The following is a 15,450-nucleotide window of genomic DNA, read 5'->3' as shown; positions in this document are numbered from 1 at the left end:
TCGCTGTCGTCGCGCGTGGTGGCGTGATAATGCAGGATCAGGAAATCGCGGATCCGTTCGTATTCCTTGACCGTCAGCCGGTTGAACACATCGGCCTGGGTCTGGTCGACCCCATCGAGCGAAAGCACGGCCAGCAGCTTGTTGATGCCCGAATTGACGAGATGGATCGAGGTTGATTCCAGCGGCTCCATGAATCCCGCAGCCAGTCCCAGCGCCACGACGTTTCCGTTCCAGAATTTCTTCCGCCGCCCGGTAACGAAGCGCAGAAAGTTCGGATCTGCAGTCGGCTTACCCGCAAGGCCGCGAACGAGGATGTCATGCGCCTCGTCATCGCTCATATGCTCGCTGGAATAGACGTGCCCGTTGCCGTTGCGATGTTGCAGCGGAACCTGCCATTGCCAACCGGCCGAATGTGCGGTCGCGCGCGTGTACGGCAGCGGCGGACTGCCATCCTCGCGGTTGCACGGCATCGCCACCGCCCGGTTGCACGGCAGCCAGTGAGTCCAATCCTCATACCCGGTTTTCAGCGCCTGTTCGATGAGCAGCCCGCGAAAGCCGGAGCAATCGATGAACAGGTCGCCTTCGATTTTCGCGCCGCTTTCCAGCGTCAACGATTTCACGAAACCCGTTTCACCATCCAGCGCCACATCATCTACCTTGCCTTCCTGGCGAACAACGCCGCGGGTCTCGGCATATTTGCGCAGGAATGCGGCGTAACGTCCCGCATCGATGTGATAGGCGTAATTGACCGGGGGAAGATCATCCCGCTTGAAATCCGCACTGCGTGAGAATTTGCCGAAATGGGCAGCCATGGTCTCGACATTGAAGACCTGGATCGGGCGTTTGTCGCCGGCTGCTTTGATCCGGTGCCAGACATGATGGAACGACACCCCGCCCATCTGGTAGCCATAGGCGCCGAACGGATGGATGTAGCTATCGCCTTGTTTGCCCCAGTTCACGAACTGAATGCCCAGCTTGAACGTGCCTTGCGAGGCGGCGAGCATTTCGCGTTCTTCGACTTCGAGCAACTGGTTGAATTCGACAAACGGCGGGATCGTGGCTTCACCCACTCCGACCGTTCCGATGGCCTCCGATTCGACCAGTGTAATCGCCACCTTGCGTCCGGCGATTAGCCGCGAAAGCGCTGCTGCCGCCATCCAGCCCGCCGTTCCGCCGCCTACGATGATGATTTTCTCGATTGCCATAGAATTATCCAAGCTGGTGTTTGGTGGATACCGACCGTCAGCGGGCGCACTAGCACCGATCGCGCGGCAATCAAATTGTGAACGTTCATTTTCCACTTGTGAACGATCACATTTTTGATTACCACATGGCCAAACGGGGGAGGTAACATCTCCCGGCAAGAGGGAGAGATTCGTTGGTTCACAATAGTTTTGGTTGGGTTCGTCCGGTTTCGAATCGCGGAATTGCCCTTGGCGCAGTTTCCAGCCTGGCGCTTTGCATGGGCCTGAGCTCGGCCGCAATGGCTCAGGAAACGACTCCGGAAGAGCCCACGGAAGAAGCCGCCGAAATCGATGACGAGAATGTCATCGTCGTCAGCGGATTCCGCGCCTCTCTCGGAAACGCGCAGGACATCAAGCGCAACGCCGATACCTTCGTGGATGTGATTTCCGCCGAAGATATCGGGGCGCTGCCTGACCGTTCTGTCGCGGAGGCGCTGCAGCGCGTTCCCGGCGTCAATATCGGCCGTTTCGAAAAGACCACCGACCCCGATCGTTTCTCGGTTGAAGGCACCGGCGTGATCATTCGCGGCCTTCCCTTTGTCCGGTCCGAACTCAACGGCCGCGATATTTTCTCTGCCACCGGCGGCACCGTACTTTCGTTCAACGACGTCTCACCCGAGCTTCTCGGACGTGTCGAAGTCTTCAAGAACGTTACCGCTGACATGATCGACGGCGGCATCGCCGGCACGGTCAACCTCGTCACCCGCAAGCCGCTCGACAATCCGGGTTTCCACGTTGCCGGTACCATCGAAGGCAATTACGGCGATCTGGCGAAGGAATGGTCGCCCGGGTTCTCTGCAACCGTTTCGAACACCTTTGACACGCCTGGCGGTAGCAGGTTCGGCTTCCAGCTCGGTTATGCAAAGTCCGAACTGATCAGCCGCACCGATGCCTCGCAGCTGACCGACCCGTGCTATCGTGAAGCTTCGCTCGACACGACGTGTATCCGTCCGCAGAACCCGTTCGGCGGTGCCCCGCTCTTCGACGAAACGAATTTCCCACCTGCGGGGACGGTCGTCGTTCCCAAAGGTGCCGGTGTCCGCACCACCGAGCTTGAGCGTGACCGCGAGGCATTCTCGGCAGTCGCGCAGTTCGAAAGTGGAGACGGGCGGCTGGTTGTCACAGCCGAGTACCTTCGCTCCGAAACCAATTTCTTCACCGATGAACACGCCATTCTGGCGCTGGTCAACAATGATGCCGGTTTTCCTGTAGAAGCCGACGGCAGCACGTGGACGTTTGACGAAAACGGTATTTTCCAGACCGGGACACTGACCCAGACCGGCGGCGATTCGGGCTTCTCCCCCTGGGGCGGCCTGCCGACCGAACTCCTGCGTTTCCAGCGCGAGACCGCAGCAACCACCGAAGATTTTTCCTTCGATGCAAAATTCGAAGCGACTGATCGTCTTCGCTTCAATTTCGAATTGCAGCATATCGGCTCCACCTTGCGCCAGGATGCGATCATCGGGACGATGAATACTTTCTCCGACTTGCGGATCGACAACACCGGCAAGACGCCGCAGGTCGAGTTCATCACCCCGCAAGGCGGGCCATCGAACCTGTTCGCTGATCCGGCATACACTTACTTCTGGTTCCTGCTGGACAGCCAGGCGCGCAACGAAGGTGAACTCGACAGCGTTCGTTTCGATGCGGAATATGACATCAGCGACGATGGCTTCTTCAAGCAGGCGCGCTTCGGTACCCGCTGGGCAGAACGCAACCGCGTGACTCGCGACACCAACTTCGGCAACTGGGGTACGCTTGGCGCCCCTTGGACCGGCCGCAACAACAACTGGAACTGTTCCGATCCTCAGGCCTACGGTTGCGGGGGCGCTTATCCGGGAGACTTCCCGGATGCGACGAAAGTCCGTAATCCCTTCGCAGACGGATTCCAGCGCGGCAATGCGCCCAATCCGAATGAGATAGGCGGTGGCTTCTTCTTTGGCGGCGACGATTTCATCGGCGAATATCTCGATGGCACAACTGCCGCGCAGGGTGCGGCAATCACCCGTTTCTCCTTCCCGGATCGCCTGGGTGAGGCATGGGAGCCGATTACCGACCGCTTGAATGCTGACGGAACGCCGTGTGATCCCTTCTGCACCGCCGAGATTTCGGATGTGAACGAGAAAACCAAGGCAGGCTATGCGCGTGTCGATTTCGGCACCATGTTCGGCAGTGGCATGGAACTCACCGGGAATTTCGGTGTGCGCTACGTCCACACGACTGTCGAAAGCGGCGGCTTGATCACGCTGCCCGATCCTGAACGGTTCGACAATCCACTGGCCGGCGGCAATGGCGACGGCATTGTTCAGGTGGCGGAAATCCAGTCCGTTTGCGACAACGCACCCGGCGGCGCGCCAGGCCTGGATTTCTGCCAGCTTTCCGCAGGCCGAAAGGCTGAGTTTGCTGCCGCGCATACCGGCGAGGTTATCGTCGATGATCGAGATATTACCTTCGATCACTGGCTGCCAAGCTTCAATGCCAAGCTCGACGTGGGCGGAGGCTTGTTGTTCCGCTTCGCTGTCTCGAAGGGCATTTCGCGCCCTGATCTGGCGCTGTTCCGCGCTGGCGGCACGATTGGCGACAATACTGCTGATCTGGCTGATGATGGCACACTCGAAACGGGTCCGCTGTTCCAGCTGTTCACGGGTAACCGGAATGTCCGCGCGACGTCTTCCTGGAACTATGATCTCTCTGCCGAATGGTATTTCGACACTGTCGGATCCATTACAGTGTCAGCGTTCGTCAAGGACATTAAGGGGATCGTGAGTAGCGGCGTGAATTCGGTGGATTACCCATCCACGAATGGCGCCATCGAAGTTGAAGTGAACGGACCTAGTAACGAGCTCGGCGGAACCCTGAAGGGCGTGGAAATCGCTCACCAGCAGACTTACGATTTCCTTCCGGGGATATTGAGCGGGCTTGGTACGCAGCTAACCTACACCTATGTCGATGCGGGCGATTTCTCCAATCCCGATCTCATCGGTAACCGCGGCAGCTTTGCGTCTCGGCAGCCGCTTCAGGGAGTTTCGGAGCACACCGTCAACGCAACGGTGTTTTTCGAGAAAGGTCCGTTTGCCGCCCGCGCAGCCTACAACTGGCGGTCTGATTTCCTGATCACTCCGCGCGATGACATCTTCCCGTTCTCGCCCATCTGGCAGGAATCTACCGGGCAACTCGATGCCTCGATCTTCTATGCGGTTACCGAAAACATCAAACTGGGCGTGCAGGGTGTCAATTTGCTCGACGCAGTAACGCGTACTACGCAGGTGGTGGATTTTGACGGAACGCGCCTGACACGCTCTGCCTTCCGCAACGACAGGCGCTATACGTTCCTGGCCCGCTTCGATTTCTGAGAATACGCCGAGGGGGCGTTTCGCGAGCGGGCTCTTGTCATTCGGCAAGGGCCCGTTGCGCGTTCGGGCGTTGGTCGGCGGCTGGCCCGTCTGGCATTGCCGGGTAGAGCGCGCTAACGGACCTATTGACACCGATTTGCAGGATTTTAGTTAAATGGCCAGGCGGCGACAAGCAGTCACGATCAAACATGTTGCTGCTGATGCGGGGGTTTCCCTGCAAACGGTGAGCCGTGTCATCAATCGGGAAATCAATGTCCGCCCGGAAATGAAGAAGCGGGTTCAGGCGTCGATCGACAAATTGGGCTATGTCCCGTCCATCGCCGCCCAGCGCATGAGCGGATCGCATTCCTATCTGATCCTCGCCCTCAACGACCGCGAACGCACTATTGCCGATTGGCGCGCCCGGGAAGGCACCGACTGGGTCGACCAGATGCTGATGGGCGGAATGCTCGAATGCGCCAAGCACGGTTACCGGCTGATTTTCGAACTCGTCGATACCCATTCGGACCATGTCGAACGGGAATTGCAAGGCTGTATCGCCGCACTGCAACCGGACGGCGTGATCCTGACCCCGCCCCATTCCGACAACCCCCAGATTACCGAGCTGCTTCTGCGCGAGAAGATACCTTTTGCGCAAATCGGCTCGACGGGGGGGAGCGGCGGAATTGCACTGATAATGGGCGATGAAGGCGCTGCTCGTACCGCCACCCGTCATCTGCTGGACCTGGGGCATCAGCGCATCGGATTCATCAAGGGCGCGGCCGATTACAAGCTGAGCGAGTGGCGCGCGGCTGGCTGGGAAGCCGAAATGCAGGAAGCCGATCTGCCGGTCGACGGCCTGTGTGCCCAAGGTGACTTTACCTACGATTCCGGACTGGTCGCAGCCCGGCAATTGCTGGCGCTCGATCCAAGGCCCACCGCAATCATCGCCAGCAGCGACCACATGACGAAAGCAACGGTCGATGTCGCCCGCGAGTTGGGTCTCGAAGTACCGCAGGATCTGTCTGTCATCAGCTTCGACAACACCCCGATGACCTTGTTCACCAGCCCGGCGCTCACCGCTATCGACCAACCCATTGCCGAAACCACCGCGCTGGCGGTGGAATTGATTGTGGCCGCGCAGCGGGGACAGGACTTGCCCGAAGGCCCGACAACCGTGGCCGCCAAATTGATCGAGCGTGACTCCACTGCTCCACCCCGCGAACGGCAGGGCACGCGCCGGGCCGTCGCAGCAAACCAATAGTTTTTTCCACTGACGGAGCCGTTACCGGCTGCGGCGCAGAGCTGTCGGCAGCCGACCCGGAAGATCGGGCCTTAGTTGCTTGCTTTTGCCAAACCGGTGTGTAGAACATTTCTGGGAACGTTCACAAACGACCAGACTAGGGAGTGGTATGCAGGGTAAATTCTTCACAATCACGTGCGCGATCTTGCTCGCATCGTGCACTTCGAGCGTAAGCGGCGAGAGCCCTCTCGGTGCGGTGGCGGATCCCGCGAACTGGCCCGCAGCCAGCAGCCCCGCCGCCATTACCAGCGATGCCACTGAAAGCCGGATCACCGATCTGCTGTCGCGCATGACCGTCGAACAGAAGGTAGGTCAGCTGATTCAGGCCGACATCAGCACCATCACACCCGAAGATCTGCACACCTATCAACTCGGATCGATCCTGGCGGGCGGTAACAGCGGCCCCTATGACAACGAGCGCGGGACGGTGGCCGATTGGGACCGCATGGTCCGTGAATTTCGCACCGCATCGCTACGCCCTGCTACGAACGGTATCGCGATCCCGATCATTTTCGGCGTGGATGCCGTCCACGGACACAACAATATTCCCGACGCGACGATCTTTCCGCATAACATCGGCCTTGGGGCCGCCCGCGATCCCGAGATGATCCGCCGGATCGGCGCAGCAACCGCTGCCGAGGTTGCCGGTAGCGGTATCGAATGGACGTTCGCTCCGACGCTGGCCGTCCCGCAGGACCCGCGCTGGGGTCGGACCTACGAAGGCTATTCGTCCGACCCCTCGATCGTGGCGGAATACGCGTCCGCAATGGTGCTCGGCCTCCAGGGAACGCTGGAGCCGGGCGCGCCGCTGCAGAAGGGGAAGGTTGCCGCGACCGCAAAGCATTTTCTGGCGGACGGCGGCACCCTTGGCGGCAAGGATCAGGGCGATGCCGTGATTGACGAATCCGAACTGGTTGCCGTCCACGCTGCCGGATATCCCCCCGCAATCAACGCCGGCGCGTTGACCGTTATGGCCAGTTTTTCCAGCTGGAACGGCATCAAGCATCACGGCAACAAATCCCTGCTGACCGATGTGCTGAAAGACCGGATGGGCTTTCAGGGCTTTGTGGTGGGCGACTGGAATGGCCACGGCCAGGTCGCCGCCTGCAGCGTCACCGACTGTGCGCAGTCGATCAACGCCGGGCTCGATATGTTCATGGCCCCGGACAGCTGGAAAGGTCTCTACGAAACGACACTCAGGCAGGCTCGTGACGGCACGATACCCCGGGAGCGTCTGGACGATGCAGTCCGCCGCATCCTTCGGGTAAAGCTGAAGCTCGACCTGCTCGACAATCCCATGCAGGATCGCAGCAATTACGCCGCGATCGGCGCGCCCGATCACCTCGCGCTGGCGCGGGAAGCGGTTCGCAAGTCGCTGGTGATGCTTAAGAACAACGGCGGAATTCTGCCGATCCGTGCCGGTGCCAACGTCCTGGTAACCGGCCCGGCTGCGGACAATATCGCGATCCAGTCCGGTGGCTGGACCATCAGCTGGCAAGGTACCGATGTCACGGCGGACGATTTCAAGAACGGCCGGACCATCTGGCAGGGTCTGTCTGACGCGGTCCGCGCTGCCGGCGGCACAGCCCAATTGGCTCCGGACGGGCAGTTCACTGCAAGGCCGGACGTCGCGATCGTGGTGTTTGGCGAGCGGCCCTACGCGGAATTTCAGGGCGACGTACCGACACTGGATTACCAGCCTTCCGGCGCGCAGGACCTCGCCCTGATCAAGCGACTGAAAGCACAGGGCATCCCGGTCGTTTCGGTATTCCTGTCGGGACGTCCGATGTTCACCAGCCCGGAAATCAACGCCTCCGAGGCCTTTGTCGCCGCATGGTTGCCGGGCACGCAGGGTCAAGGTCTGGCAGATGTGCTGGTCGCTCCGAAATCCGGCGAGCCAGCCTATGATTTCACCGGCAAGCTGCCCTTCCGCTGGCCGTCCGATGCCAGCTATCCCATCGATGAACCCCTGTTCGATCGCGGCTACGGCCTGACTTATGCCAAACCCGGAGAAGTAGGCGTCCTGTCCGAAGATCCCGGGATTGATCTGGCCAAGGCAATGAATGTCGAGAACTATTTCGCTGCCGGCCGCGCTGCCCCGCCCTGGACCCTGTCGGTCACCGATACCGGCGGCAAACGTCCCGTCGAAGCCAGTTCTGCAGTCAGTCCTGCGGGCGAGGTCACCGTGAAGTCGGTCGATGTAAACGCACAGGAAGACGGCAAGGCCTTTGTCTTCAAGGGCGCCGGTTCGGTCAGCATCGAAGGTCCACCGGCCAATCTGCGCAGCCAGTTCGACGATGGGGCGGCGCTCAGAATCGATTGGCGGATCGACGCGAAAGGGACCGGCACGACTGCGCTGGTATTCGGCGACCGTGCGGTTTCGCTGGCAAACTGGCTGGCGGCGGCACCCACCGGCTCGGTCGGCAGTCTGGTCATTCCGCTCCGATGCTTCGCAGATAACGCGGCCGAGCTCGAGACCGTCGGAAACGCTTTCCGTGTGGAAGGAAACGAGGGGCTGGCGTTCACGCTGCTGGCCGTCCGCATTGACGCAGCTGCAACCGATAGTACGTGCCCGCCCGCATGGAAATGATCGGCCGCTTCGGAACCTATGCCCGGCGTCCGGCAGTCGCTGGAATATGTGCTCTACAGAAGGATGTCTGACCATGAATTTCGCCAGAAGCATCAGCCTGCTCGCCGTGGGTTTGACGATTTCGGCCTGCCAGCACTCTGCGACGGCTTGGGCGTCCCCTGCGCCAGAGAATTCGACAGAGCAAACCCTGCTGTTCGCGGATGAATTCAACGACGGCGAACTCGACCGCCAGAAGTGGAACGTGATTGGCCCCGACTTCTGGGTAAATAACGAACAGCAAGCCTATATCGATTCGCCGGAGACGATCCGCTTTCTGCCCGACGGCGCGGTCGAGGGGGCCGATGGCGGGGTGCTGGTGCTGCAGCCCAACTACCGCAAGGGGTTCACGGTGCCCGATGGCCGCAAGACGGACTTCGTTTCGGGCCGCATAGACACACGCGGCAAGTTCGACTTCACCTACGGCCGGGCCACTGCGCGGATCAAGATGCCCGATGCGGCCGGAGTCTGGCCGGCGTTCTGGTTGCTCGGCAACGGGCGCTGGCCGAACACCGGCGAGATCGACATCATGGAATATGTCGGGGAAGCCGACTGGACCGGGGTGGCCCTGCATGGAGAGGGCTATTCCGGCGAGACTCCACTGGTCAACAAGTACTTTTTCCCGCCGGAAACCGACGTTACCCAATGGCATGAATATTCCGCAGAATGGACCCCGGATGAAGTGCTGTTCAAAGTGGACGGCCGGCTGACCTATCGCGCAACCCGCGTCATGGCGGAACATTACGGCAAATGGAGCTTCGACAATCCGAAGCATGTCATCCTGAATTTCGCGCTGGGCGGCGCCTATCCCTTCAAGACTAATGGCATCGAAACGCCCTATAACGGCCTACCGGCATCGACCGTCGAACTGGTCAAGCAGGGCGAGATCGCGATGTATGTCGATTGGGTCCGGGTTTACCGCGCGGACTGACCGGATCAGTTATCAGATGGCTGGATGGGACCGGACGCTAGGTCCACCAACGTATCGGGGGTAAGCACCTGATCCAGTTGCTGAGCCTCGCCGCCAGGGGCATACCAGATATACAGCGGAATTCCGGCAATGCCCTGTTTGGTCAGGAAGGCGCTGATTTCCGGATCGCGCCGTGTCCAGTCACCCTTGATTGCAATCACCCCGGCCCGATCGAACGCCGCGCGGGTTGCTTCGCGCTCGATCGCGACGCTTTCATTGACCTTGCAGGTTACACACCAATCGGCGGTGAACCACAGAAATACCGGTTTGCCCTTCGCACGGGCGCTGGCGAGATTGGCCTCGCTGAAATTCACCGGGCCCAGGATGCTGGCCTCTGCCGAGTGCGATGGGGCCTCGAAACTGCGCGTCAGGCCGAATACCAGCACAGCCCCCGCTGCAACCGCCGCGAAACCGGCAAGACGCAGTGCCGGCTTCCGGCGGCGTTCCTTGCCGTAAATGACGAAGGCAGCGATCAGGGCGCAGGCCAGAGCCAAGGTGAGGACAGCGAACACCTCGCCGCCCAGCCGCCACACCAGCCAGAGCAGCGCCAGCGCTGTCAGTCCCATCGGAACAGCCATGAATTTACGGAAACTCTCCATCCAGGCTCCCGGCCGTGGCAGCAGGCGGCGCAATGCGGGGATGAAACCGATCAACAGGAATGGCAGCGCCAACCCAAGGCCCAGTGCGGCGAACAGCACCAGTGCCTGCACCGCGGGCAGCAGCAACGCTGCGCCCATTGCAGCCGCCATGAACGGGCCGGTGCACGGCGTCGCGACCACGGCAGCCAGCAATCCGGTGGCAAACGCGCTGGCCGGTTCCCCGCTGCGGGTGATCGAAAAGGATGGCAGTCGGAACAGCCCGGCAAGGTTGGCGGTGATCGCCGCAGCCAGCACCGCCAGCGCCACAACAACGCCCGGTTCCTGCAACTGGAATGCCCAGCCCACCTGCTCCCCCGCCGCGCGCAGGACCAGCAGCAATCCGCCGAGCGCGACGCTGGCGAGAATTACGCCCGCCGTATAGGCCAGCCCTTCGGACCGCGCCTCTCGCTGGCTTTCCCCCGCGCGCGCCAGACTGAGCGCCTTGAGGCTGAGGATCGGAAATACGCAGGGCATGATATTCAGGAGCAACCCGCCCGCCAGCGCGCCCAGCAACAGAATAGCCAGCGGCGGACTGTCCATCCCCGGCAGTGCCAACATCGTTCCCTTGGCGGGAACTGCCCCGCCCTGCGCGGTAAAGCGTACGCCCTCCCCGTCCTGGAACGCCAATATTCCGCTAATCTGGTCTGGCACCGCGCCGAGCAGGGCCAGTGGAATCTCCGCGATCAACAGATCGCCCCGGCGGCTCAAACGCTGCGGCGCGGCATAGGCAACCAGGTCCTTGTCCGCCAGATAGATATGCGGATCGGGCAGTTCGAGCGATGCGGGAAGCGGGATTGCCAGCCGCAGGAACTCGCCAGTGATTTCGAACGAACCCGTCCGGTCGATTTCCGGCGGGATCGCCGCCGTCCATTGGTTGAAGCGTTCATCGGGCGCATTGGCGGCTGCGGGAATGGTGGTCTGCAGGGCCGCCTTTTCCGGAACGCAGATCACATCGGTACAGGCCAGCCACTGCGCGGCGACGCGGACCGGCACGTCCTGTCCGGCAACGGCGCCCGGCGGCGCGGTGACTGGAACCAGAACCGCATAGGGTCCTTTGTAGACATGATTCATCAGCCCGCTGATCAGCAACTGGTGGGGCACGGGATACTGCGGTTCACCCGCTTCCCAGCCAGCAGGCAATTGCCATTCGAGCTGCATCCCGTAACCCGCATCGCCCGGGTTCTTCCAGTAACCGTGCCAGCCGGGCGCGGGCGTGAAATGGATGGCCAGGGTCACGGGCTGGCCCGGCACCACCGGCCCCCCGGCCACCAGCTCTGCGGTGATATTGTTGCTTTGCGCCTGCGCTGGATGGGGCCCCAGCAACACCGCCGCCACCGCAAACAGCAGCACCAGCGCCGCACGGGCCAAAATCAGGGGTCGGAAAGCTGAAATCACGGCCATTGTCCTTGCACGACAGAGCGCCGATGGCCAAGTAGAGTCGCAGCAGCAAGCAAAAAAGGCAGGTCATGCAGTCCACAACCCCGAAGCGCGATTTACTCATCCTGGGCGGCGGACTGGTCGGGATGACTCTGGCCCTTGCCGCGGCCCGGAAGGGCATGACCAGCCACGTGGTCGACCGCGCCGATCCGGCAGAGTTGACGGCAGAAGGCTTTGACTGGCGCGCCTCGGCCATTTCCACCGCCAGCTGGAACCTGTTTTGCAACATCGGTCTGGGGGAACGACTGGAGCCGCATAGCAGCCCGATTTCCAGCATCGCGGTGTCCGATCAGCTGCGCCCGGGCCGGCTCGACTTCACGCCCGAACCGCACGAAGGGTCGCTCGGCCGGATGTTCGCCAATCGCGAACTGCGGCTCGCCCTGTTCGAAGCGGCGGCGGAAGAACCGCTGATTTCCTGGCATTCGCGGGCCGAGATTACCGCCCGCCAGCGCGGCGAATATGGCGTATCGGCCAAACTGGGCGACGGACAGGAACTGTCCGCCAGTCTGATGATCGCAGCAGAAGGTCGCAGTTCCCCCACCCGCGACGAGGCGGGGCTGGTGCTGGCCAAATGGGACTATAGGCACCGCGCGATCATCGCGGGCCTTACGCATGAATTGCCGCACGACCATGTGGCGTGGGAAATCTTCTACGCCGCCGGACCCTTTGCGCTGCTGCCGATGCTGGACAATCCCGACGGCACGCATCGCAGCGCGCTGGTGTGGACCGTGGCGGAAAAGGATGCTGCCGGAGTCTTGAAATTGTCCGACCGGGCATTCCTGGCCGAAGTCGAAAAGCGCATGGGCAGCATCTTCGGGGAGATTACCGGGGTTGCGCCGCGATCATCCTATCCACTGGGCTTCCACCACACGGCAAAGATCACCGCACCGCGGCTCGCGCTGGTGGGCGATGCGGCGCATGGAATTCACCCGATTGCCGGACAGGGCCTGAATCTGGGCCTCCGCGATGTCGGCGCGCTGGCGGAAGTGCTGGCCGAAGGGATGCGCCTGGGCCTTGAACCGGGCGACGCACAATTGCTCGCGCGGTACGAGAGATGGCGCGGACTCGATGCCTTCACCGTTGCCCTGGCTACCGATGGGCTGACCCGCATATTCGGAATTCCGGGACGCACCGCCTCCGCAATCCGGCGGCTCGGCATGGCGGGCATCCAGCGCACGCCTGCGCTCAAGACCTGGTTTATGGACGAAGCCCGCGGCGTGACCGGGGATATGCCCGAACTCCTGAAAGCCTGACTCTCAGGCGCCGGCCTCGACCGGGCTGGCCTGCTGCACCAGATTGCCGTCGCCGTCGCGCAGGCGGCGAGGTTCGAGCACGGCCGAGGTTTCAATCAGGTCGAGCGCCTGCTGGGCGGCCGCATACCGTTCGGCATCCTTGATCCAGGCGGAAGCACGCGAAGCGCCGGGCAGCTTCTTCACTTCTTCGATCGCCGCGCTGACCCGCCCGCTTTCGAGGAAATACCGTGCCCGTTCCAGCCGCCGTTCCGGTTGCGGCGACGGCGAGGATTCGCGGCGGATGATGAACAATTCGCTCAATTCGCGGCGGAACCGGTCGAACGATGGTTCCTCGGTCGAATCGGACAATTCCGGCCCCAGCCCTTCCAGCCTTGCAAGCAATTGGTCGAGCGTAACAGGATTGCGCGAGGTCTCGATCACGGTGTTGACCGCATTGGGCAGCGCGTCGCTGAAACGGATCCGCAACTGGTCCGCCAGGTAACCGAGTTCAGCCCCCCGTTCCATCGTCCGGCGGGTGGCAAAGGCGATCAGCAAGCCTTCTGCGCGGGCCGCATTGCCGGTCGCCGCCTGCGTTTGCAGGTCGAGCTGGGCGAGCCGCTGTTCCGCGGCGGCGAGCCGTTGATTCAGCCCGCCCTGCTGCTCGGCAACGCGCTCGACAGCTTCCTCTGCCGCTTCGGCCTGCGCCGCCGTTTCGGTTGGGCTGGGGGTGGGACCGGGCACTTCCGGCGCATCGCCGGCCACGGTAGCAATCTGGCTATCCTGTTCGGTCTTGATGACCTTGTCCCAATTCCCGTCCATCTTGTAAGCTATATAGCCCACCAACGATGCGCCCAGCAGAAACGCGCCGCCCGTCGCCCACAGGATTGTGCGCAACGGCGTAGTCTTCCGGCTGACCTGACTTGGATATCGTTCCATCAATTCCTGTTCTGCAACCCATGCCCCAGATGCTACACGCCGATTTTACGTATAGGGGCGAATGTTTCAACGGTCTTGGCACATGTCCCCGGCCAAGGCCAGCAATGCAGCATCGGTCGGCACATTGGCATGGCGCACCGCGCGCCAACCCGCCGCGAGCCCGTCGGTTATGCGCGGTCCGAGTGCGGCCAACGAAAGCGCCTCCCGCGGTATGCACAGCCGGTTGCACTCGCCGGCAAAATGCCGCGCGGCCGCCGCCGAATGCAGCAGCACGATCCCGCCCGCGCGGAGCCGCCGTTCGAAACCCGGTGAAATGGCGAGCGGCACGGCCTCATAGACGATGCGTTCTTCGATGACTGAACCGGCGGGCACGTCCAGCGCAACGCGCTCCGCGCCCGATAGTCGCAGGTAGCGCCGCCCGCTGTCAGAAGTGCTGCCCTCCGCCTGCATCAGCGACTGAAGCCCCCCGGAACCGATCCGCTCGACTGCGAAGCCGGCCTCCGCGGCCAGCTCTGCCGTCGTGCTGCCGACCGCATGGACCGGTATGCCCCGAAGCCTCTCGAGCTGCGGCCCGCCATGGCGGAAGACATTGGCACTACCGATCAGCAGCGCATCGACGGTGGCCGGGTCCGGCGCAGTCCAGGGCACCGACCGAATTGCAAACAGGGGCTCGCCGACTATTTCGAGCCCCATGCTGCGCCCGGCCGAGATTGTCGCCGCGAGTCCGGGCTGCGGACGGATGCAAATGATACTGGCGCTCAAGAAACGGCCCCTGGTGCCCCGTCGAAATAGACGCGGATGCCGGGAGAGGCGCGCTTCAGCAGGTCTCCGGCAAGGCGCGCTGGGCCTTGGGTGTCACTGATGGCGAAGGTCAGGCTCCCTTCCACCCGCTCAGCCCCGTCGGGACTGTAGAGGATCGATTTCAGGGTCATCCGGTCACCTGCCAGCTCGCTCAACACGGCAATGGGACTGTGGCAATTGCCGCCCAGCGCCGCCAGCAGGGCGCGCTCGGCCCTGATCGCGGCATGGCTGGGCGCGTGATCGATTGCTGCGACAAGGCGGCGCGTTTCGGCGTCCTTCGTCCGGCATTCGATGCCGATCGCCCCCTGCGCCGGGGCGGGAAGCCACTCGTCCACTTCCAGCGGGGTACCGGTTCCGGTCCTGCCGAGCCGTTCAAGCCCCGCCGCCGCAAGCAGCGTCACATCCGCTTCCCCGGCGGCAAGTTTCGCCAGCCGCGTGGCGACATTTCCGCGAAACATCACGATCTCGCAATCCGGCCGGCGGCTGAGCATCTGGGCCGCCCGGCGCGGCGCGCTGGTGCCGACCTTCGCTCCTTGAGGGATCCCTGCAATGCTGGACGCCCCGATCAGCACGTCGCGTACATCGGCCCGCGGCAGGATCGCGGTGATCGTCAGTTCGGGCGGGCGGATCGTTTCAACATCTTTCATCGAATGCACCGCAAGGTCGATATGGCCTTCGCCAAGCCAGGTATCGAGTTCCTTGGTCCACAGCGCCTTCCCGCCGATATCCGCCAGCGGCACATCGACGATCTTGTCCCCGCTCGCACGAACCGGGACCAGTTCGACGGCGCTTTCATCCCACCCGTGCGCCGCGCATAACCGGCTGCGGGTTTCATGGGCCTGAGCCATTGCCAGCGGTGACTGGCGCGTGCCCAGCCTCAACAGGGTAGAACCACGAGGCGAAGCGGAACTGGAGGTTCTGGTCATAGGGT

At 62.3% G+C, this 15,450-nt stretch carries 10 protein-coding genes; 5 read left to right on the top strand and 5 right to left on the bottom strand.

The window, feature by feature from the left end; genetic code table 11:
• Positions 1-1,205: tryptophan halogenase family protein (locus U0988_RS04365; RefSeq protein ID WP_322291420.1), on the bottom strand; the 1,205-nt coding region annotated here is incomplete at its 3' end.
• A gap of 257 nt (positions 1,206-1,462) precedes the next feature.
• Here U0988_RS04365 and U0988_RS04360 point away from each other — a divergent pair.
• The 4 genes from U0988_RS04360 (at position 1,463) to U0988_RS04345 (ending at position 9,436) form a co-directional block, all read left to right on the top strand.
• Complete coding sequence (locus U0988_RS04360; protein WP_322291419.1) at positions 1,463-4,597, top strand: TonB-dependent receptor; 3,135 nt, start codon at positions 1,463-1,465, stop codon at positions 4,595-4,597.
• Positions 4,598-4,751: 154 nt separating this feature from the next.
• Positions 4,752-5,840, top strand: a complete 1,089-nt coding sequence (locus U0988_RS04355) for a LacI family DNA-binding transcriptional regulator (protein ID WP_322291418.1) — start codon at positions 4,752-4,754, stop codon at positions 5,838-5,840.
• 148 nt (positions 5,841-5,988) lie between these two features.
• Positions 5,989-8,469 (top strand): glycoside hydrolase family 3 protein, encoded by a 2,481-nt coding sequence (locus tag U0988_RS04350; protein WP_322291417.1) that lies wholly within the window; start codon positions 5,989-5,991, stop codon positions 8,467-8,469.
• A gap of 73 nt (positions 8,470-8,542) precedes the next feature.
• Positions 8,543-9,436, top strand: coding sequence for a glycoside hydrolase family 16 protein (locus U0988_RS04345; protein WP_322291416.1), 894 nt, complete (start codon positions 8,543-8,545; stop codon positions 9,434-9,436).
• A 5-nt stretch (positions 9,437-9,441) separates the two neighbouring features.
• On the opposite strand, the gene U0988_RS04340 is transcribed toward U0988_RS04345, so the two are convergent.
• On the bottom strand, positions 9,442-11,508 hold the full coding sequence (locus U0988_RS04340; protein WP_322291415.1) for a protein-disulfide reductase DsbD family protein: 2,067 nt from the start codon (positions 11,506-11,508) through the stop codon (positions 9,442-9,444).
• A gap of 71 nt (positions 11,509-11,579) precedes the next feature.
• Here U0988_RS04340 and U0988_RS04335 point away from each other — a divergent pair, with 71 nt between their 5' ends.
• Positions 11,580-12,803 (top strand): FAD-dependent monooxygenase, encoded by a 1,224-nt coding sequence (locus tag U0988_RS04335; RefSeq protein ID WP_322291414.1) that lies wholly within the window; start codon positions 11,580-11,582, stop codon positions 12,801-12,803.
• 3 nt (positions 12,804-12,806) lie between these two features.
• Here the strand turns inward: U0988_RS04335 and U0988_RS04330 are convergent, their stop codons facing one another.
• The 3 genes from U0988_RS04330 to hemC form a co-directional block, all read right to left on the bottom strand.
• Positions 12,807-13,718, bottom strand: a complete 912-nt coding sequence (locus tag U0988_RS04330) for a mitofilin family membrane protein (protein WP_322291413.1) — start codon at positions 13,716-13,718, stop codon at positions 12,807-12,809.
• Positions 13,719-13,784: 66 nt separating this feature from the next.
• A complete protein-coding gene (locus U0988_RS04325) occupies positions 13,785-14,480 on the bottom strand; it encodes a uroporphyrinogen-III synthase (RefSeq protein WP_322291412.1) in 696 nt (231 codons plus the stop codon).
• Positions 14,477-15,445: a hydroxymethylbilane synthase gene (gene hemC, locus U0988_RS04320; protein ID WP_322291411.1), complete on the bottom strand. Its 969-nt coding sequence runs from the start codon at positions 15,443-15,445 to the stop codon at positions 14,477-14,479. Before hemC ends, U0988_RS04325 begins: the two co-directional genes overlap by 4 nt.
• Positions 15,446-15,450: the final 5 nt, after the last annotated feature.

Origin of the sequence: Allopontixanthobacter sp., from assembly GCF_034376665.1 — a bacterium.
GTDB lineage: Bacteria > Pseudomonadota > Alphaproteobacteria > Sphingomonadales > Sphingomonadaceae > Allopontixanthobacter.
The sequence above is the reverse complement of the archived record's forward strand: the minus strand, read 5'-3'. Positions and strand labels throughout refer to the sequence as shown.